The organism is Caballeronia catudaia (genome assembly GCF_001544755.2).
Classification (GTDB): Bacteria; Pseudomonadota; Gammaproteobacteria; order Burkholderiales; family Burkholderiaceae; genus Caballeronia; species Caballeronia catudaia.
The window spans coordinates 1-18,983 of record NZ_FCOF02000058.1; the positions used below are offsets into that span (position 1 = coordinate 1).

Annotated in this window: 13 protein-coding genes and 4 pseudogenes; 5 read left to right on the top strand and 12 right to left on the bottom strand. The window is 60.8% G+C overall.

All coding sequences use genetic code 11. From position 1 onward, the window contains the following. Positions 1-686: 686 nt before the first annotated feature. Positions 687-1,265: pseudogene (locus AWB75_RS32575) on the top strand (reverse transcriptase N-terminal domain-containing protein); the annotation flags it as partial. Between the two features lie 161 nt (positions 1,266-1,426). Continuing rightward, positions 1,427-2,197 (top strand): inositol monophosphatase family protein, encoded by a 771-nt coding sequence (locus AWB75_RS32580; RefSeq protein ID WP_061128115.1) that lies wholly within the window; start codon positions 1,427-1,429, stop codon positions 2,195-2,197. Between the two features lie 213 nt (positions 2,198-2,410). Here AWB75_RS32580 and AWB75_RS37840 read toward each other — a convergent pair whose 3' ends face one another. The 3 genes from AWB75_RS37840 to AWB75_RS36775 form a co-directional block, all read right to left on the bottom strand. Beyond that, positions 2,411-2,575 carry a hypothetical protein gene (locus tag AWB75_RS37840; RefSeq protein WP_159462831.1) on the bottom strand — a complete coding sequence of 55 codons (165 nt, stop codon included), beginning with the start codon at positions 2,573-2,575 and terminating at the stop codon, positions 2,411-2,413. Positions 2,576-2,936: 361 nt separating this feature from the next. Continuing rightward, a complete protein-coding gene (locus AWB75_RS32590; RefSeq protein WP_235012347.1) occupies positions 2,937-3,302 on the bottom strand; it encodes a DUF883 family protein in 366 nt (121 codons plus the stop codon). A gap of 179 nt (positions 3,303-3,481) precedes the next feature. Further along, entirely contained in the window at positions 3,482-3,742 is a 261-nt protein-coding gene (locus AWB75_RS36775; protein WP_327220299.1) for a DUF2382 domain-containing protein, read from the bottom strand. Between AWB75_RS36775 and AWB75_RS32595 the strand changes: the two are divergent. Further along, a pseudogene (locus AWB75_RS32595) lies at positions 3,713-4,762 on the top strand (NRAMP family divalent metal transporter); the annotation flags it as partial. The gene AWB75_RS36775 and the pseudogene AWB75_RS32595 sit on opposite strands and share 30 nt — an antisense overlap. Before the next feature lie 48 nt (positions 4,763-4,810). On the opposite strand, the pseudogene AWB75_RS32600 reads toward AWB75_RS32595, so the two are convergent. The 5 genes and pseudogenes from AWB75_RS32600 to AWB75_RS37845 all read right to left on the bottom strand — a co-directional run. After that, positions 4,811-5,821 (bottom strand): annotated as a pseudogene (locus AWB75_RS32600) (divalent metal cation transporter); the annotation flags it as partial. 52 nt (positions 5,822-5,873) lie between these two features. Further along, positions 5,874-6,161, bottom strand: a pseudogene (locus tag AWB75_RS39575) (nuclear transport factor 2 family protein); the annotation flags it as partial. Continuing rightward, positions 6,161-6,889 (bottom strand): LrgB family protein, encoded by a 729-nt coding sequence (locus tag AWB75_RS32605; RefSeq protein ID WP_061128119.1) that lies wholly within the window; start codon positions 6,887-6,889, stop codon positions 6,161-6,163. The pseudogene AWB75_RS39575 and the gene AWB75_RS32605, both read right to left, overlap by 1 nt. After that, positions 6,886-7,320, bottom strand: coding sequence for a CidA/LrgA family protein (locus AWB75_RS32610; protein ID WP_087087119.1), 435 nt, complete (start codon positions 7,318-7,320; stop codon positions 6,886-6,888). The genes AWB75_RS32605 and AWB75_RS32610 overlap by 4 nt, the downstream gene beginning before the upstream one ends. A gap of 496 nt (positions 7,321-7,816) precedes the next feature. Then, positions 7,817-8,026: a DUF779 domain-containing protein gene (locus AWB75_RS37845; protein WP_061128120.1), complete on the bottom strand. Its 210-nt coding sequence runs from the start codon at positions 8,024-8,026 to the stop codon at positions 7,817-7,819. Between the two features lie 424 nt (positions 8,027-8,450). Between AWB75_RS37845 and AWB75_RS32620 the strand changes: the two genes are divergently transcribed. Then, on the top strand, positions 8,451-10,145 hold the full coding sequence (locus AWB75_RS32620; RefSeq protein ID WP_061128121.1) for an alkaline phosphatase family protein: 1,695 nt from the start codon (positions 8,451-8,453) through the stop codon (positions 10,143-10,145). A 524-nt stretch (positions 10,146-10,669) separates the two neighbouring features. Here the strand turns inward: AWB75_RS32620 and AWB75_RS32625 are convergent. Further along, entirely contained in the window at positions 10,670-13,117 is a 2,448-nt protein-coding gene (locus tag AWB75_RS32625) for a glycoside hydrolase family 15 protein (protein ID WP_061128134.1), read from the bottom strand. A gap of 727 nt (positions 13,118-13,844) precedes the next feature. Here AWB75_RS32625 and AWB75_RS32630 point away from each other — a divergent pair. Further along, a complete protein-coding gene (locus AWB75_RS32630) occupies positions 13,845-14,330 on the top strand; it encodes a hypothetical protein (protein ID WP_061128122.1) in 486 nt (161 codons plus the stop codon). 610 nt (positions 14,331-14,940) lie between these two features. Here AWB75_RS32630 and AWB75_RS32635 read toward each other — a convergent pair. From AWB75_RS32635 to AWB75_RS36780, 3 genes are all read right to left on the bottom strand, one after another. Further along, positions 14,941-17,352 carry a two-partner secretion domain-containing protein gene (locus AWB75_RS32635; RefSeq protein WP_087087125.1) on the bottom strand — a complete coding sequence of 804 codons (2,412 nt, stop codon included), beginning with the start codon at positions 17,350-17,352 and terminating at the stop codon, positions 14,941-14,943. Positions 17,353-18,276: 924 nt separating this feature from the next. Next, positions 18,277-18,765: a hypothetical protein gene (locus tag AWB75_RS32640; protein WP_061128124.1), complete on the bottom strand. Its 489-nt coding sequence runs from the start codon at positions 18,763-18,765 to the stop codon at positions 18,277-18,279. Positions 18,766-18,779: 14 nt separating this feature from the next. Beyond that, complete coding sequence (locus AWB75_RS36780; RefSeq protein ID WP_061128125.1) at positions 18,780-18,908, bottom strand: transposase domain-containing protein; 129 nt, start codon at positions 18,906-18,908, stop codon at positions 18,780-18,782. Positions 18,909-18,983 lie beyond the last annotated feature (75 nt).

The following is an 18,983-nucleotide window of genomic DNA, read 5'->3' on the forward strand; positions in this document are numbered from 1 at the left end:
ACATGGTGAGTATTCACGTGCGCCCGCCCGAAATCGAGGACCGCCTGCTGCCTGGCCACTGGGAAGGCGACTTCATAGTGCGACCTGCAAGTCGCATGTTTCTCTGTTTCACGGGGGCAAGTATGACCTGACGAAACCATCTGTTCCATCAGCTGTTCCCTACCCGGGCATGCAGAACCGGTAACAGTTCTGTGTGAAGCCCCAGGGACAACGTAGCCGCCGGATACCCGGTACGTCGAGCCGCGAGGCAAGGCGGAATCTGCCAGCACAAAGGCGGAGAGGCGCAAGGGACGGGTGGGTACGACCAACACATGTGAACGTCCGAAACGCGCCGTTACGCCTAACAAGCCAAACGTGCTGACAGGCTTGAACCAAAACGGTATGCGGCAAGGAATGGCCTCTTATGAATGGGCCATCATGGACAGTACGCCGCCGGCGCATAGGACGGGTCCGAACCATCCTGAGAATCATGCGGAACAGGGTAAGCCCGTATCGCTGCCCAATGGGCAGGCCCACCGTAAGGAGAGCCATTGGCGGTGCGGGTAAAGGAATGCGGAGAAAGCGAACGCCTATCTGTAACGGACGGGATACGGGCTGAGACATCGCCCGACGCGAAAGCGGGCAGACTTCCGCGCGGTCATTCATGGCGAGAGAACCTTGATCAACCGTTATACGAGGGAAAGCAGATGACGGCGCACGACACGGAAGTGTCAGGCGCTGGTGCGCCCTCGCGCGATGCACAGATGTGGGACCGTGCAAACTGGTCGCATATCGAGGCACAGGTGAGGCGGCTTCAGGAGCGTATCGCCAAGGCAACTCGGGAAGGCCGATGGGGCAAGGTAAAAGCCTTGCAGCGTTTGCTGACCCGCTCGCATAGCGGCAAGATGCTGGCCGTGAAGCGGGTGACGGAAAATCGCGGCAAGAGAACGCCGGGGGTGGACGGGAAGATCTGGTCATCACCGGCGGCCAGATGGAACGGAATGCTGTCGCTGCGTCATCGTGGCTATCGCGCGATGCCGCTGCGGCGTGTTTACATTCCCAAGAGTAATGGAAAACGACGTCCGTTAGGAATCCCATGCATGCGGTGCCGGTCGATGCAAGCGTTATGGAAGCTCGCTCTGGAACCCGTTGAGGAGACACTGGCGGACCCGAATTCCTACGGCTTTCGGCCCGAACGCTCGACTGCCGACGCCATCGAACAGTGCTTCATTGCTCTGGCAAGGCAGGCATCGTCAGAGTGGGTTCTGGAAGGTGACATACGGGGCGTCGCAGGCGCGCGTGCGTGTCCATGGCGGGGACTGTGGCGTCAGCGCGCACCGCTAGCGACAAGAGGCTTCCGCGACCGCCGATACTTGCATCGTCTCGCCGAATGGCGTGGGCGCGGATTTCGCGCGTACCCGTTTGCACAGCAGAGGGAGGACGACGGATGCTGATCGACATCGAACGATTTCTAGATCAACTGGGCGACGAAGCGCGCGCGATCGCGATGCAACATTTCCGCACAGAAATCGACGTCGAAACGAAGTCCGACGCGACGCCTGTCACGAACGCGGATCGCGCCATTGAGCGACGGTTGCGCGAAATGATCGCATCGCGCTATCCGACGCATGCCCTTGTCGGCGAGGAAGAGGGCGGGCACATTGCCAACGGCATCAGCTGGGTCATCGATCCAATCGATGGCACCAAGAGCTTCGTGACCGGCTTGCCGCTGTTCGGAACGCTCGTTGCAATTCTTGAGGATCGACGTCCCATCTGCGGGATGGTTGAGGTGCCAGCTATGCGCGAGCGATGGATCGGTGTAGCCGATCGAACGTCGCGCAACGGCGAGCCGTGCGGGGTGAGTGCGTGCGCACGTCTGCGCGACGCGCGGCTGTGCTCGACGGACCCGAGGATGTTTTCAGGCGAGGCTGCACGGGCATTCGCGACGCTTGCGCGCGAAGTGCGCGTCACGCGGTTCGGCACGGATTGCTATGGTTACGCGATGCTCGCTTCGGGTCACGTCGACCTCGTCGTCGAAGACGGTCTGCAGGTTCACGACGTCATGGCGATCGTTCCAGTCATCGAGGGCGCGGGTGGCATCGTCACGACATGGGCTGGCAATGCCATCGACGAAGCCTTTCAAGGCGACATCATTGCGGCGGCGACGCAATCGCTGCACGACGAGGCGTCTCGGTGGCTCGGCCAGCTGCGAGGGTGAAGCGGCAGCGCCGACGCTGCATCGGCTTTCGGCTCGTCGCTGTGCGCAGCAAGCCGTTCATTGACCTATGCTGGAAACAAAGCTTCTGCAGACAAAGCGCACGGGTTGCATCGTGTATCTGAGAGGGAAACTTAAGCGGTCGATAGCGCCATGGACCTGCGTAACCAGCAAACGAAAGACGCCAACGCCAACGTCATTGTCGCGATGTTTTCTTCATATGGTGAAGCAGACGAAGCTCTTCGTGACCTTCAGGCGCGAGGTCTCCGATGCGACGACGGGCAACTGTATGCGCGGGCCGCTCACCACCGCACGGATGCCAGGCCCGTTGGACCGCTTCCCGAGATGCGCGCCCGCGATCGGGCAGAGTACGTGGGGCACGGTGAACACCTTGGCGTTGTGAGCGGGCGCGACGGTTTAGCGGACCGAATTGGCAACTCACCACTCCCGATTTTGCTGCAGAGCAACACACGCTAAGCCGCGTGAGCGGACCTTGTTGGTTGCCAAGTTGATCGGACACGATGCCGCACGATGTCGCGCTTGCTGTGATGTGCGATCACGGGGCGCTCGCGGTAAAAGACACCGCGGGCCGCTGGCGTTTTTCGCTTCACAAAGGTGGCAGGGACCGGGAGGATCGCAAATAAACTTCGAAGTGCGGTAAGCCCTTTACTGAATTCGCACTCGACGCACAAGTGGCTTTCCGACTACGGTGTCAACGCGCTCGTTCAGAGTTCGCATCGGTCTAACGCGAAACGAGCATGCCAACAATCAAGCCCCCTAATCCCGCCAGGACGATTGCCTTCCAGGGATTGTCGTGCACGAAATCATCTGTTGTGTCGCTCGCAGCCCTGTAGTTTTTAACCAGGGCATCTTTCATATCAGCGAGCTTCTCCTTTGCACTTGCACGTGCGTCACCACCGGATGATTTGGATGATTGATTGTCCCACGACTGGGATGCTTCCCGGAAATCGCCTGCGCCGGCGGTGGCGGACGGCTTAGTATCGGCTTCCGAGGCGCCGTGGTTCGCGCTGGTCGGAAATTTATAGGTCTCGCCAGCCTTCTCCGTGACGAGGAAGTTGACCGGTTCAAGCCCGTCGGTGGTCGCCATGAGTTCCTCCTTAAAGGTGTTCGGGAAATAAGCCAACCCGTCGTGCTGGGGCATCGATCCGTGAAGAAGGCTCGATCGCCGCAATCGCGATTAGGCAGCGTGGGCATCGTGCAGATGAAATCCGAAAACAAAGGGGACTGCACATACGTTCCGTGGGCTGTCCCCAACCTTCCCTATGTTCAAAGAGGCGGCTTATCGACGGGTCGGACAGCAGGACTGTCATCTGTTCCAGTCGTTCTTTGGACGTCAACTTCGGTGCCACGTACCGTATCGTTGACGGTCTCCGTTCTCGTCGAGGCTTCCTTCCCGACCAGGACCTCTTCGACGACGCGCGCGGTCTTGGCGATCACGGGCTCTTCAGCCGTCTCGCGAATCTCTACCGAGCCTTCCTTCAGATCGGCCGCGGTTGCGAAGGTCTGGCGTCCAACATGCGCATCCACTATCCGAAGTGGCTGCTCTACAGCGCGGTGGTCCTGCTTGTGCTCGCCAACGTGATCAATATCGCGGCGGACCTCTCGGCGATGGGCGCGGCAGTCGGACTTCTAATACCCGGTCCACAGGAACTGTTCGTGGTCATGCTCGGTGGCCTGTCGGTCGTCCTGCAGATCTTTGTTCCCTACGACCGGTATGCGCGCCTGCTCAAGTGGCCGGCGCTGGCGCTCCTCGCGTACGTCGCAGTTGCTCTCATCGTGCCGATCCGGTGGGCCGATGTGGCTCAAGCCATAGTACGGCCGCGCGTCTCATTGACGTCGGACTATCTGACAACGGTCGTCGCCGTGCTGGGCACCACCATCAGCCCGTATCTGTTCTTCTGGCAGGCTTCGCAGGAAGTGGAGGAAATGCGCTCGGAACCGGGCCAGGGACCCTTGCGTCGCGTGCCGCATCAGGCGCCGGCGCAACTGCGCCGGATCAACTTCGACACGTGGATCGGCATGGGTGTGTCGAATGTCATCGCGTTCTTCATCGTGCTGACGGCGGCGGCGACGCTTCATGTGCATCACATCGATGTCAAAACGTCGGCCGACGCGGCGCGCGCGCTCGAGCCGATCGCCGGACGCTTCGCGTATGTCCTGTTCGCGCTGGGCATCATCGGTACGGGATTGCTGGCGCTTCCCGTCCTTGCGGGGTCCGCCGCGTATGCCGCCGCAGGCAGCTTTCGCTGGCGCAGCAGTCTCGCGCTGCATCTGACGCTCGCACGCGAGTTTTATGCGGTGATTGCGCTGTCAATTATCGGCGGGGTGGTGATCACTTTCATGCACTTCGACCCGATCCGCGCGCTCTACTGGAGCGCGGTGATCAATGGTCTGGCCGCCGTGCCGATCATGGTGATCATGATGCTCATGGCCCGAAGCCGCCGCGTAATGGGCCAGTTCGCGGTCCGCGGCATTCTGGCGTGGGGCGGATGGCTCGCGACCTTCGCGATGGCGATCGCGGCAGTCGGTATGTTCGTGCCGGGGTAAGCGTCCTTGCCTCGAGGAGAAGCCGGCCGCAATGGGCCGGCACGAGCCTTATCTGAACAAGGTCATTTGCAGCACCTTGAAGATCACGAGGCCGACCACGATCACCAGACAACCGTGCAGCAGCCGATCCAGACCCGCTCCGAGAGCGTCATGTTTTGCGATGCGAGCGTGTCGAGCGGAGGCATGCGCCATGTGCGCTGCGATCGATCGGCGCTTGGGGCGCGTACGGAGTCGAGCTGGTGAAGCAGCAGCACCGTGGCCACGCAGCCGACGATCGCGAATGCCGTGCCGCCGTCCAGCACTTCGATGATCGTTTCACCACTGGTGTCCCGGTACATCACCGAGGCGGTGAGAGTGATCGACAACATCACGAGTACCCAGACCACCGAGCCCGTGAAGAGGTTCAGCTTCTTCGAGCTGACCACGGACCGAGCACGTTCTTGTCATTGCAGAGCAGCATCAGGAACACGGTCGCGCTCGGCAGCAGCGCAGCAGCAGGCCCGCAAGCGTCTGCACCGGCTCGGTCAGCAGGCCGAGCGGGCTGTCGCGAATCAGCATGATCGCCGCTGCGAGCGCGACGATGCCGAAGTACACCAGATAGAAGCCCTTCGCATCCGTGACGCCGCGATGCAGCGAGCACCTAATCTTAAACGCGTCGCCGATCGCATAGGCGGTGGACAGGAACACGCCCGCCGCGCCGATGATGCTCGCGTCGATTAGCGCGACCGCGAACAGCGTCGCGCTCGTGCGGCCCGCGTACTTCCCGAGGCCCGCGATCACGCCGCCCGCATCGGTGAAGTTGCCGGACTCGGGATGGCCGGCGAACAGTGCCGCGGTGAAGCTCATCATCGCGACCGCGCCGATCAGCATGAACGCGATGCCGATCCACAGGTCCGCCTTTTTGTACTTCATGAAGCGCGGCGTGACGCGCTTGCCGATCACGTAGCTATGCCTGAAGAACAGTTGCCACGCGCGACTGTCGTGCCGACGATGCTCGATCACGAGCAGCATCACGTCGGACAGCTCGGCGTGCGCGGGCCAGTTTGGCACGAAGAAGTTCGAGAGGTTCGAACCGTTCAGCAACCTGAGCCGCAGCAAGTGCACAGAAGAATTCCGCGACCTCCTGCGGCCCGTGCCTCTTACCAGCGAATGGGATGATCTCGGTCGGCCCAGGTATGAACCAGTCGACATCAGCGGCGAGCGTTTTCAGGACGCCATCGATATCGGCCGTGCTGAAAGCAGCATACGCCTGCTGCACGAGTTGAACGTTTTGTTGCTGGTTCATTGCCCCTCCCATAATCGCCACGCAGCTTTCGAGGACGCCCATCGGCGGACGACCTTCGCACAGATGTCGTTCTAACGCGAGCGAGGCCTGCGGCGCGAGCTTCGAAACGTTCATCACGGCATCAACATTGGGTACAAAACTGGAAGCGCGCACGCCGTTAGAACGCCGTTCAGCGACATGCCGAGCCCCGCGAATGCGCCGGCTTCTTCGCTAATTTGTAAGGCCCGCGCGGTCGCAATTCCGTGACCCGCCAACCCCATTGCGAGTCCGACGATTTCCGGTCGTCTCACGCGCAGCAGCCTAAGGACAGGCACTGCGATAACCGCACCCGTGATGCCCGTCATCACCACCAATACCGCCGTCAGCGACGGTATCCCGCCGATTTTCTCGGAAATACGGATCGCGATGCCTGCAGTCGCGCTGCGTGGTGCGATAGAGGCGATGCTTTGAGCTGATGCGCCCAAGGCTCGTGCAAGCAGTACGGTTGTCGTGATGGCGCCAAGGCCACCCGCAACAAGTCCGCATGCGAGCGGCCAGAACATAGAACGCAGCTTCGGCAGTTGCCTGTTCAGGGGAACCGCAAGCGCGACAATCGCGGGGCCCAGGAGGAAGTGGATGAACTGGCCCCCCTGCATATACGCGGCATATTCAGTGTGAGTTACCCGCAGAAGGAGGATTACCGCTAGCACAGACAACAACACCGGGTTCGCTAAAGGCCTCTTGTTCAGTTTCTCATAGACCGCTTGAGCGACGACGTAGCAAACGACGGTGGCTGTGAGCCAGAGCAGCGGCGTGCGACCGAGATATGTCCACACTAGTGCGAGTTGGTTTTGGTAGTTCATGACCGTTCTCCCAGAGCGACCGCGTCCCTTCCTGCGTTTGACGCGGTTGTTGCCGACAGACCGTTTTCGGCAGATGATACGGCTGCACCGTTGCTGATGAGCTTATGCATTGCTTCGGCGGTGACTGCGGTCATGCAGACCGTCAGAGCGGTCCCCAACAAAATTGTGACCGCTATGGGCAGAAGGTCGCTCTCGACTTTTCCCGCATAGATGACGATGCCTGCGCCCGCTGGAACGAACAGCAGCGACAGGTGCTTAAGGAACGCGAGAGCCGGCGCTTCGACGATGCTTTTTATGTCTTTTGAAAGCCGAAGAGCCCCGAGCAAAAGCAGCATTCCGATAACTGGCCCGGGCACGGGAATCTTCCCGATGAACGAGATAGTCTCGCCGAGACATTGGAAAAGGAGCAGTACTGCAAGTGCCTTGATCATGCGTGCCTCACTAGGTTGCGCCAGCGCGCCGATGGGCTGCCGACGTCGCAGCGCGCTAGCGTTCGATTTAGCCTGCGGTGTCGAAACGGTTATAGCCACTTGAGCTTGAGCTTGAGCGACGCCGACCGACAGTCCAACTAGAAGAATCGTCACCAAGCGCGTTCTTGGAGATGGTGGATATCCTCCGTTAGTGATACGAAAAGCATGAGCACGCCGGGCGACCGCGGGGGGTGAACTATTCGTGGCTAATAAGTCGCGCGATTGAACGACGGGCTCGACGGTCCACTTGGAGCGCACAGGAGGTGTCGGGCAGATGTGTCGCCAGTCTGAAGAGCACCGGAGCAGTGAAGTCGCGCGATGCAGTAAGCGATGCGCGAGGGCGCTTCTTAGCGAGGCGAAACCTCAAAGAGCGCAGCCAACCCTATGCGGCAAGCGCACCAGAATGCCGCTGCACGAGTAAAACGATAGAGCATTCCACGGAATGAAATAGTCTCGTTTAGTAGGGTGGCCGGTACACCCATATGGGGGAGGTGCAGATCATGCGCTTGAGGTCTGAGCTGTCGACGATGAACTCGTTTACCGAAAACAACATCGGTGCGCTGCCGTCGCCACCGCCGCCCGATTGACGAAAGAGCGCCGCGCCACGCTCGCCTGTGAGCCATTCGACCAGCGCAATAGTCGCGGTCGTCGCGACTACGCGCTGCACTGCTACCTCGTTCAAAAGAAACCGAGCGGCACTCGCTGTTGCTCTGCTACTTGCATTCGCCGACACGGGGATAGCGGTCGGCACAGCCGGGCCGCTGAGTTCCGCGGCAGTCACCTATTCGGGTATGCGGCGGCTGTTTAGTGTGACGGCATCGCCGACGTCGTCGCTCTCCGAGACCTCCCGCCGGAAGGCCCGCCTTGAAGCCTTTCGTCACCAGGCACGCTGCCGACTTGTGACGTAAGAAACACTCGATCTACATGGACTGTGAGGCAATACTTACGAAGGCGCGCTGTATCTAGCACTTTGTTTGCGTTAACCGGGCAGATGTCAGCAGAGTGAAAGTGGACGGTCATCGAATCAACGCAAAGCCCTTGCAAAGTGGTGGACCGACAGTTTTTCTGTTAATCGCGAACAAGGACGAGACATGAACCGAAGAAGACGGCAATGGGCATTGAAGAAAAACCTCCTCCGTGCGGCGGTCTTATCTTTTGCCGTATCTTGCGCATCGAACGCCGCTTTCGCCGATGACGAACACCGCGGCCGGGACGACGACCACAGCGGCAGGCATCCGAAGGTCGAGCACGTGCTTCTCGTCAGCTTTGACGGCTTGCACGAGCAGGACGTCGCGCGATGCATCGCGTCCAATGCATGCCCCAACATTGCGTTGCTCGCTAAAGCCGGCACGACCTATACGAATGCCCATACGCCCGGTCTCTCGGACTCCTTTCCGGGACTCGCCGCGCTCGTCACCGGCGGCACACCAAAGACCGCCGGACTCTTCTATGACGTGTCCTATGACAGAACGCTTTACGCACCTTCCGACACGAGCTGCACCGGCCTTCAAGGCTGGAACGTCGTATTTGACGAAACGACGGGCATTGACGCCATGAACGGCGGCGCACTGACGCATCTTGATGGCGGCGGCGGATTCAATCCCCAGGCCATTCCTCACGCGAAGATTGACGGCGTTTGCAAGCCAGTCTATCCGCACGACTACTTGAAGACGAACACCGTATTCGAAGTCATCAAACAAAAATTGCCGGGCGCGCGCACCGCATGGGCGGACAAGCACGCGTGGGGCTATGACTGGCTCAACGGCCCGTCCGGACGCGGCGTCGACGATCTCATGCGAACCGAGATTAACTCGACTGACCCGGCGACTGGCACCGATTACACTGACGTGTACAGCCATACGGAGAAGTTCGATGACCTGCACGTGCAGGCGATCATCAATCAAATCGACGGGAAAGACTCGAAGGGCGATGCAACCGTCGGCGTGCCGACCTTGCTGGGCACCAACTTTCAGACGCTAAGCGTCGCGCAGAAAGCGCCGGTGGCGAAGGGCGGCGGCTACCTGGACGCGAGCTTCACGCCGGGTCCGCAGGTCTCGGCGGCAATCGGGTACCTCGATACATCGCTCGGGCGCATGGTCGCCGAACTCAAGCAGCGTGGTCTTTATCGTTCGACGGCCATCATCGTCACGTCCAAGCATGGCCAGTCGCCGGCAGACCATACGAAACTCGTCAAGAACGGCGACACGCTGTCTAAGCTGCTCGAATCGAACAACTACTTTGATGCGAGCGGCAACTTCGGACAAGCGAATACGAAAAGCGGCAGCCTCAATGACGGGACAGGACTCACCGGTACCGGCTTCATCCAGACCGACGACGTCGGCCTCGTGTGGCTGCGCGATCAAAAGCAGCTAGCCGCAGCCGTCAAGACGCTCAAGGACAACCTGAGCTGCAATGCGCCCGGCATCTGCGCGGATGGTCCGGGAGCTTATATCCTGTATGGCGCGCCGCTGCGCGCGCGCTTTGGCAATCCGGCCGAGGGCCGAACGCCGGACATCATCGTTCAGCCGAACCCAGGCGTCATCTATACGACCAGCACCAAGAAGGACGCAGAACACGGCGGCAATGCGCCGGATGATAACCATCTGGGGCTCGTCGTATTCGTGCCGGGCGCGCCGGGTGCCGGTGAGCGCGTCAGAGATCGAGTCGAGACGACGCAAGTCGCGCCGACGATCTTGCAAATGCTCGGGCTTGCGCCGAAGCTGCTGAAGGCCGTCGTGTCCGAAGGCACACAGCCGTTGCCGGGCTGCGAGGAAAGAAGGTTCTGAGCGTTTCGCGCTGCAGTACCGACGCGTCGGGAAGGTTGCTCACTTCCCGACGTACGGAACGCGCGGGCGCCCCTTACAAGGAAGACCATCTCGCCAGACTCGTTTCCGTTGTGTGAGGCAAAGCAGGTCTTCTCTGCACGATCAAAATGGCTGGTCAGACGACCGTACCGAGTGCGGGCGGCAGAACAGACGACATACGCCGAGCGGGCGATAGTTGAGGAGGATGCGACCGAGACCTTGGCGAGGCTATTGAGTGACACGACGTTACACCGAAGAAGAATGGATCAGCCAGGCAAGGGCACGCCATGGAGATCGTTACAGATATGACGGCTGTGGCTACACCGGGATGGCGACGAAAGTAACCGTCATCTGCCCTCGCCACGGCCCGTTCAAGCAACGCGCACAAGCGCATATCTTGGGGCGCGGATGCCAGATCTGCGGGCGTGAAGAAAGCGAAAAATCTTCGGCGATGGAAATCGAATTTTGCAGGTCGGACGAAGTAGCGAACCGCCGAGCGCCCCATTTCAGGGGCGCAGGGCGACGGAATAGTTAGATCCTTGCCAGCGCTGCTTGTCGATGAGAAAGAAAGTGAATACCCGCGAAGTGCCGGCCTCAGCTGCTTCAGTTGCGAGATCTACATAGTAGATGCCGACGGCCGTCTGCGTGGCTTCCTGATCTTTTGATGTGGCCCAGTCGTCGCTCGACCAGTGCAGGCTAAAAGGCGAGGGTAGGATGATGCGGAGCGTCTTTCCGGCGGCGATAGTCGGCACCGGACGGGCGAAGTTCCAGACTTCCATATCGCGGCGAGCATGCGGCGGCTGACCGGGTTGAGCCTGATATCGCTCCGCCACAACATCGAGCCGGTCGAACACGCGCCCGTCAGAGACCGAACGGACAAGCTTGATGTATTCGGCGTGCGCCCACGCAAGCGGCATCGCTGAGCCGGTCGGACCTCCGAGCACGAAGCTCGTATTTGCCAGATCCGGCATATCCCACACTTGCTCGGGAAGCAACCTGCGCGGCCCCGCAAACTGCTCCAGCGCGCGGAGATAGGTCGTCGCATCGGCACCGGCGGCGAGTTCGTAGTGGCCGCGCTCCCCGGAGAGTAGCGGCCACGGGCGACCCTTCCCGAAAGGCGCGCCGTCGTACCAGGCCTGCCCGTCATTCCCCTGGCCGTATTGGTCGTAGTTGTACCGATAGAAGGCCGGACCTTGTGGCAGCGTTTTGCTTATGACGGCATCGACTACCTTGACAGAGTCGACGATGATTGGGTCATTCGCGGCGCGAACGCCATAGCGCACGAGTTCGAGGAAGCCTGCATCCACGACGGTGTTAGCTCGGCCGCCGTAGCCTCGCATCTGTATTGTGGCGGTGTTCGGATCTTCCGGAAAAATGAAGCCTCCACTGTTGTGGGTCGGCAGGATCCGAATGTAGTGCTGTGCGATGCCAGGAACGAGTGTGCCTTGCGTGGTCACGCACCATGGCTCAAGATGCGCTTCCAAAAAGTCCGCATACTCAAGAAGGAACTGAGCGGTTGCAGCATCGGTCCATTGTGCCGCACAGACCAATGCGGCGATGTTCGTGGCCAGTGTCGACGGCGAATAGCCTTCCTGTTCTTCCCAGCGCTCCTGCGCAGTCATGGGACCGTTCGCGATCAACGCGCCCGCCGCGGCTAACACCATCCCGGCGGGATCGAACTGGCCTAGCAGATTAGCCTCGCGCAGGTGGTAGGCGAGGATGATGGGAAACGAGTATTCGTCGAGCTGCTTGGCGTCTGGCAGCCACGGGTCCCCGTCGATGAAAAACTTCTGCGGGAAGCTTCCATCTTTCGACTGCGACGCAGCGAGAAACATGAGTCCGCGAAGTGGCGGATCTTGGGCGCCGGCGGCAAGCAACGCGAGCGCACTTTGGGACATATCGCGCGGCCAAACCATGTGGTAGCCGGCAGCCAGATCCCGCACTATCTCGCCCCACGGGATGCTCAGCGAAGCCACAAGCGCGCCGTTGGCCGTCTTGTCTTCATGCGCAAGCAAAACGTTGCGGCTCAAGTCGAAGAGGGCATCGCCGTCGCCCGTGACGCCCGCCTTGGGCTTAAACGGTGCTTCGACCGCGTCATGCCAACCTTCGAGGAACACGCCCCGGTGGCTGTATGTGCTCGAAGGGTCGTCAAAGGGATAGGCTAGTGCCTCTGACACCGCGATTAACGCCTTGTTGGGTGTGCTGGCGGTAATGTCCGTCGGCTCGTCGACGCAGAACGCAAGCGCCACCACGAACTGATTCTTACCTGCGCGATGGATCTCCGCTGTGAGCGCGACGTATCCGTCCTTGGCTGCGTCGTAATTCCAGACCGGCAAGCGCCGGTTGGCAATGATGTCGGTCCAGCCATCATTCACACCAACGAAGCCGCAACTCGTCATACCGAACCCGCAGTCGGCGCCCAGTGCGAGCCAGTAGTTGCCGCGCGTTGCTACCAGACGATCGCCATTCGCGGTGCTGGCTCGGTGCGCGACGTTGCCTGCGCCATACCCGCCCATGTGAGGCGCCAGCAACGCATAGATGTGCAGTTTGTCGAGGAATGCCTGATCACCTTGCAGTGTCACGCGAACCAACACGCACGGCGAACCCTTTTCGGCTATTACGTCCTGCACGATGACGTAAGGCTGGTCTTTCGCGCGAGATGTGATTCGGAAGGATAGGGCAGGCGCGTCGGGCCATTCACATTGGTGATCGAAGTCTTTCTGCGCGTCGTGATAGAAGGTCGCGCCGTCGGTGATGATGAACTGGAAGTCGCGAATTTGAGGGGTGTCGACATCCGGAAAGTAGATCTCCGTGACAACGCCGCCGGCTGCGGTGTACCAGACCTGGCTCGAAAGCGAGTACGCCGTGCCGACGGCATCCTTGTCCGCGCGGCTCCAACTTAGTGGGATGCCCGGTGCGCCCGGAGCCGGATTCGAGTCAAGCAGCGCTGCCATCGTCTGTTCCCTTATTGTCGGGCTGCGGAACACGTCGTCGTGCAAGCGAAGCGGGCCAACCGGACGGAGACCGGCTGCATGCGCGCCCAATGATCATAGACGATACGAGTGGATTTCGAAGGCCGTCGTCCCAACGTCGTGACCGAACTAACTCACGCAAGCTCCGCCCTTCGGGAAGTCTTCGACGGGACGTAGCCGGCCTCTTCGCCCCTTAATGAAGACGGTTCGTGCTTGCGCAACCTCAAGGCAGCGCAAGCACGCCGTTCAGTGTCAGCTCACCGCACCCTGCACCTTCGTGCCATCCGGCCGGCCCAGCCCGGTACAGGCATCCCATCCGGTCGTCCGAGAATGGCAGTGCAGTTGGTCTGTTGGTGGTGGGAGCGCATGTCCGTGCCTTCCAGCACGTCAGTTCCTCCTGCGATCGCTTGAGGCAACTGGCAACAACCGACGGTATGCGTGCCTGGTTTCTCCGGACCGCTTCAATCTTGAAGAACGGCCTCGGTGCTGAACGGTTCGGGGCGTCCGCTCCCTGGCCCGCGTCGGCGCGAACGCCCCTCTTGGTGGCCGAGCCAGGCATCCGCAAAAAGGGGCGATTAGCGGAGCGCTTAGCAGAATCGACGAGGCTGCATTACGATCTTCGTCGCGTGCCAAAGCGCCCGACTTACTGGTTCGCCTTTGGGTCAGCTTGCATGGACCATTACTCGAGTGGCACTCACCGGAGAAATCAATGAAGTCCTTCGCCTTGATGAGCGCGACAATTTTGTTCGTCACTCTGTCGGCCCACGCGCTTGCCGACGACGCAGCGGATTGCAAAGCGGCCGATGGCACGTTACTGACCGGTCATGTCGTTTCGGCACCGACATTTAAGGACGGAATGTTCAAAAGGGGCGTGGAGCTGTCTCACACGCATCTGAACTTGAAAGGGACTGATGGTCGGACCTACGACGTCGCCATCGACAACGTCTTCGCCTCGGGCTATCAAAAGAACGTAAAAGGCGTTCCGTCGCCGCTGAACACCATCCAGGTGGGCGACGCGCTGGAACTTTGCGGCATACCGTTCAGCGGCGGGATCCACTGGGTACACAACAATTGCGGCGACACGCCGACGCCGTCGGATCCGAACGGATGGATTAAGAAGGTGAGCGCGGACGGTAGCGTCGGACAGAATTTGGAAGCCAGCCAGACATACTGTTATCTTTGGCCGCATCATTAACACGCGCATTCATCGCCGATCGTCGGTGGCGCGCCGCTGCAGCGCCGAACGGCGTGCGGGCAAAGAGCGGCATCGCGCCGGCCCGGGAGGGTCTGCACTGGGGCGCCGCCGCTCCATTCATGCCACGCGGCGCGATCTCTCCGTGACGGCGGCCGCCGGGCACGGTTAGGACTCGGCGAAAATCGTTCGCATTGCCTTTCACGACGCCGAGCGACGTGCCATCAAGCAACTTTCGTTCAGGCCATTCGGTCGGATGGTTCTCGCAACGGACATCTTATGACGCTGACCGGCCAAGAAGCGCCATTCGTACCAGACATGGTCGAGCCATCCAAGCGTCGGCTTCACCCGGTGATCGGTCATTCAATTTGCAGTGCGAAAGCGCTTACTTGCTGACCACTTGTCATCCAACAGTCCTCACGGTGTCTTGAGCGGCTTCTTGGCCCAACATGCATTGGGGCAATGCGTCATAGGTGCAGCCACTAGTCATACTCTCGGACTTGATGCATGTTCAATGCATGCGCAACGAACGCAATCCGACTCCGCGTCAAGCGGACGGCTCGCGACCATGCGGGAAAGCCGGTGCGTGCGGTTTTCCCGCAGGACTCATGCGCTAATGTCCCTGCTGCCACTGCAAAAGCGGATGCGTCGCGCCAGCGGGCATCGCCCAGACGCCTCCCGCCGGGATGCTCCAGTCGAGGAAGTTCGACGCGTTGCTCATCTGCGTCGTGGTGAGGCCATTGCTGTCGGGCGGCGCAGTGCCGTTGCCAATGGTGAAGGCGCTCGTTTGCGTCGTCACCGTCCTGTCCCAGTAGACGTTGTTATGGATCGCGCCGTAGTTATAAAACGCGGTGCCGCCGTGAAACGAGCCTGGCTCGCCGGGGCCGCTGACTAGGTTGGCCGCGAACGACTGGTCGATGATTCCGGTCGCCGTGTTGTCGTAGACGAGCCCCGCGTCCTGCGCATAACCTGTCGAATACGACTGCGTGAGGAGCCCCGCATTGATTCCGACGATGCCGCCGGTGCCGCCGTGCGAGCCGCGACCGACCGAACCGGCGACGAACGACTGAGAGATGGTCCCGTAGTTGTCGCCCACGAGGCCGCCCGCAATCCCTTGCGTGAGCACCGATGCACTGCTGGACGATCGCTCGATGGTGCCGTAGTTGCTGCCGACGAGACCGCCGTCGGGACCGCCGCCGTAGATGATGTAGTCGGTGACCTTGCCGGAACTGGACGCGTAGGTGACGAGCCCGTAGTTGACGCCAGCGAGCAGCCCGAACGACCCAACATCCGATCCGACGCCGATGGCCGCGTTGGTGAGGTTCACGTTGCGCACCACGCCATTCGCGCCGACGACGCCGAAAAGGCCCAGCGCCGAGGTGGGTCCGCCCCGGCCGATGTCGATCGGTCCGAACGCCACGCCGTTGATCCGCAGGCTGTTGATTGTGTGGCCCATGCCGTCGAACTGGCCCGTGAACGGCGCGTCGGACAGCGTGGCGACGGGGCCGGGCAGCGACCCGATCGGATTGAAGGACGTCGCGGCGCTCGCGTCGATGTCCTTGCCGAGCGCGTAGTTGGCCGAGACATTTAGCGCGACGTTCTGCAGGTCGTTGAGATTGTTGACGAGCTTGTAAGCGGTGACCTGCGTGACGAGGCCGCTATAGGCTGCTGCGGTCCAGTTCGTGTTGGCGAGCACCGTGCCCGGCGAGTAAGTCCCGTTCATGTCGTAGAGCGCCGTGACGATGCCCGTGCTCTTCGACCAGTCGATCGTCCCGCCATCCGCGATGCTTCCGCCGTTGTCGATGCCGCCGCTGTCCGCACGCAGCGTGAGGTTGCCGCTTCCGGCGTTGGCGATCGTCGTGTTCGCAGCGATCGTTACATTGTGAGTCGCGCCTAGCGTCAAAGCAGCCGCGCCGTTCCACTGCACGTTGCCGTTGACGGCCAGATCGCCCGCCGACGTCTCGACATCCACAGACGTTCCCGCGTTCAGGCTGCGCGACACCGCACCCGCATTGCTTCCGTCGAGGGTGAAGGTCGGTGCGCCGAGCTTCCACGTTGCGGCCAACACCGTCGCGCCGCCCACGTCCAGCGTGTTGCCGCGCGTCTCTACCGTGCCGCCGCTGCCGTTCGCGTTGCGCGCGGACACGTCGCTGTTCACGTGCACGCCGCCCGCGTCCGCGACGAGCCATACATGACCGTCGCGCGTGGCGGTGCCGGTCGCGCGGATCGCGGCGCTGTTGCCCGCGAGCGCATAGACGTTGCCATCGGCGGCTTGCAGGTTGATCTGCGCGGCGCGGATCGCGCCAGCGTTCAGCGCCGTGCCGCCGCTGCCCGTCTGCACGAACACCTGCTGGCTGCCCGATGCATCCTGCAACAGCATCTGACTGCCCGCCGCGAGTTCGGCCGTGCCCTGCGCGGCATCGATGCTGCCGAGATTCGCCGCGAGCGTGCGCGAGACGAGAAAGACATCGCCGCCGCTCGACCCGATGCGGCCCAGATTCACGACGGCGCCGTTCCCGCCGCCCGACAGCGTGAGTGCGCCGCCTTGCATGAACGCGTTGTTATCGGCATCGAGCGTAGAGGCGACGAAGCGCCCGCCCGTCGCAATCACGCCGGTCGGTCCGACGAGCACGCCGTGCGGGTTGATGAGATAGACGCTGCCGCTCGCGTTGAGCGAGCCGAGAATCACCGACGGATCGCCGCCCGTGACGCGGTTGAGCGTCGCGCCGCTACCGTTGTTGAACGTGACGGTGCGGCCATTGCCGATTGAGAAACTGCACCAGTCGATCACGCCGCGCGACGTGGACTGGTTGATCGTCAGCGCCTGTTCGCCGCCGCTGATCGAGCCGCCGCCCGCGATAAACTGTCCGCCTTTCGGCAAGGGTGGAGCGGCTTGCGCCTCGATGCTGGATAGCCCCGATGAAGCCGTGGCGAGAAGCAGCGCCATCGTCAGTGGACGAAGCCGCAAACGGCGCGCGCGGTTCCTGGGATGATGAGAAAGGCGGGAGTGTCGAGCGGAACGCATCGACAATGCAAAACTTGAGTTGAGCTGCATATACCCTCCAGACGGAATCAGACATGCGATCGTCGTCCGGCCGCTGGTGAAGCTCACCGCTGGATTTCAAAGGGCGTCAACATCGACGTGCTAGCGGGCGCAAAGATAGTATCAACCCGGAACCCGGCTAGCGGGGATTTGTACGTTCGTTCAATGCGCAAGGCAGTGCGCGGCGGTGTACTGCAGGCGTGGTCGCAAGGCGGCTTTCATGAAGTTCAGCATTGTCGGCGACGCTCATGCCGTTAGCCATGTTGAAGAACGGGTTCCCTTCGCGCTAGAGGACCGAGCGCGGCGCTCGAAACTGCGATCTTCGGCAGCCGGCCAATAGTTGCCGTTCGCGCAACACAGAGAGCCGTCATTCCAATGGCCGGTTCACTCCGGAATCCGCCGGATGCACAATGGAAGCGGTACGCGACTCGTTACCAATAGCGGTTCTGCCCTGCAGCTAGAAATGTGCGCTACCGCATATATGAGTGTCCATCTCACCTCCAAACGGTTGACCAACTACTAATGTAATTGAGAGACACCGTTTCATTCCCTTGTAATTCGGACGCGAGATCAAGTTTCTAAGTGGTTTCGCTGAGAAATCTGCGAGGGAACGGCAACGGACTGGAACCAATCCTCCTGGCAGGAAAGGTAGGCATATCAGAAAGAGGGGTGTCAAATGCCTAAGAAAGATTTTCCGATCAATAACGTTGATAAACTCGTGGCTAGTGGAAAGGCAATTATATCCGGCGACAGAAGCGTTATTCTATCTACGGTGCAGAGCGCAATCCGGAGTGGTCAATCCACAACATTTTATGTTTCCCGGGAGCAAGGTTTAGCTATTTTGCGCTGGTACTGGACCCCTCGGCTAAGTATCCGTCAACGCATCCCGTGTTGACAGGAGTTCAATCAGATATCGAGGATTTTCCGCAGTAGACCGTACGAGACGCGCCAGTGTCCTTCGGAATCTGTCACGGCGATGGACGCCGTTTTCGCATTGAGTCTGACGACGGTGCCAACACGCTCGTTCAGATGCTTGTCGGTGAATCCCACGGTGTCGCCGATGAAGAACTCTTCGGGGCGCTGGCGAGGTGGCGGCGCTTCCTTCTGAGTTGGGGCTGCGGTGGCATCGAGGAGAATCGCCGCATACAACACTGCCCATCGGCGGCGAGTCACGTTGTCCTGTACGACCGCTTGCGTATGTCGCAGCTCGGTGACAGTGCCTTCCAAAGGCGGTCCCAACGGATTGTCACCGATGTATCTGACGGTCATCCCAATGTGCAGTCGTTGACGGACTTCGAGAATGCGTCGGGGGTCATCGAGCATTTTGCCGATGGTCAGATATAGGCGATACAACTCGGCGCTGGGCGCCTGCCGAAGGGAGTCCAAGATGTCCATGAATGTCGGGGTAGTTAGTGGCCAAGCGGCAGCAGTTCATGCACGCGATTGACGGGATACGACGGCAACTTTTCCAGTGTTTCCTTCAGCCATGCATACGGTTCGAAACCGTTTAAGCGAGCCGTCCCGAGCAATGAATACATTGTGGCCGTTGCACGAGCGCCTCGCGGCGAGCCCGCGAAGGTCCAGTTGACTCTTTTAGAGAAGCATTTCGATAA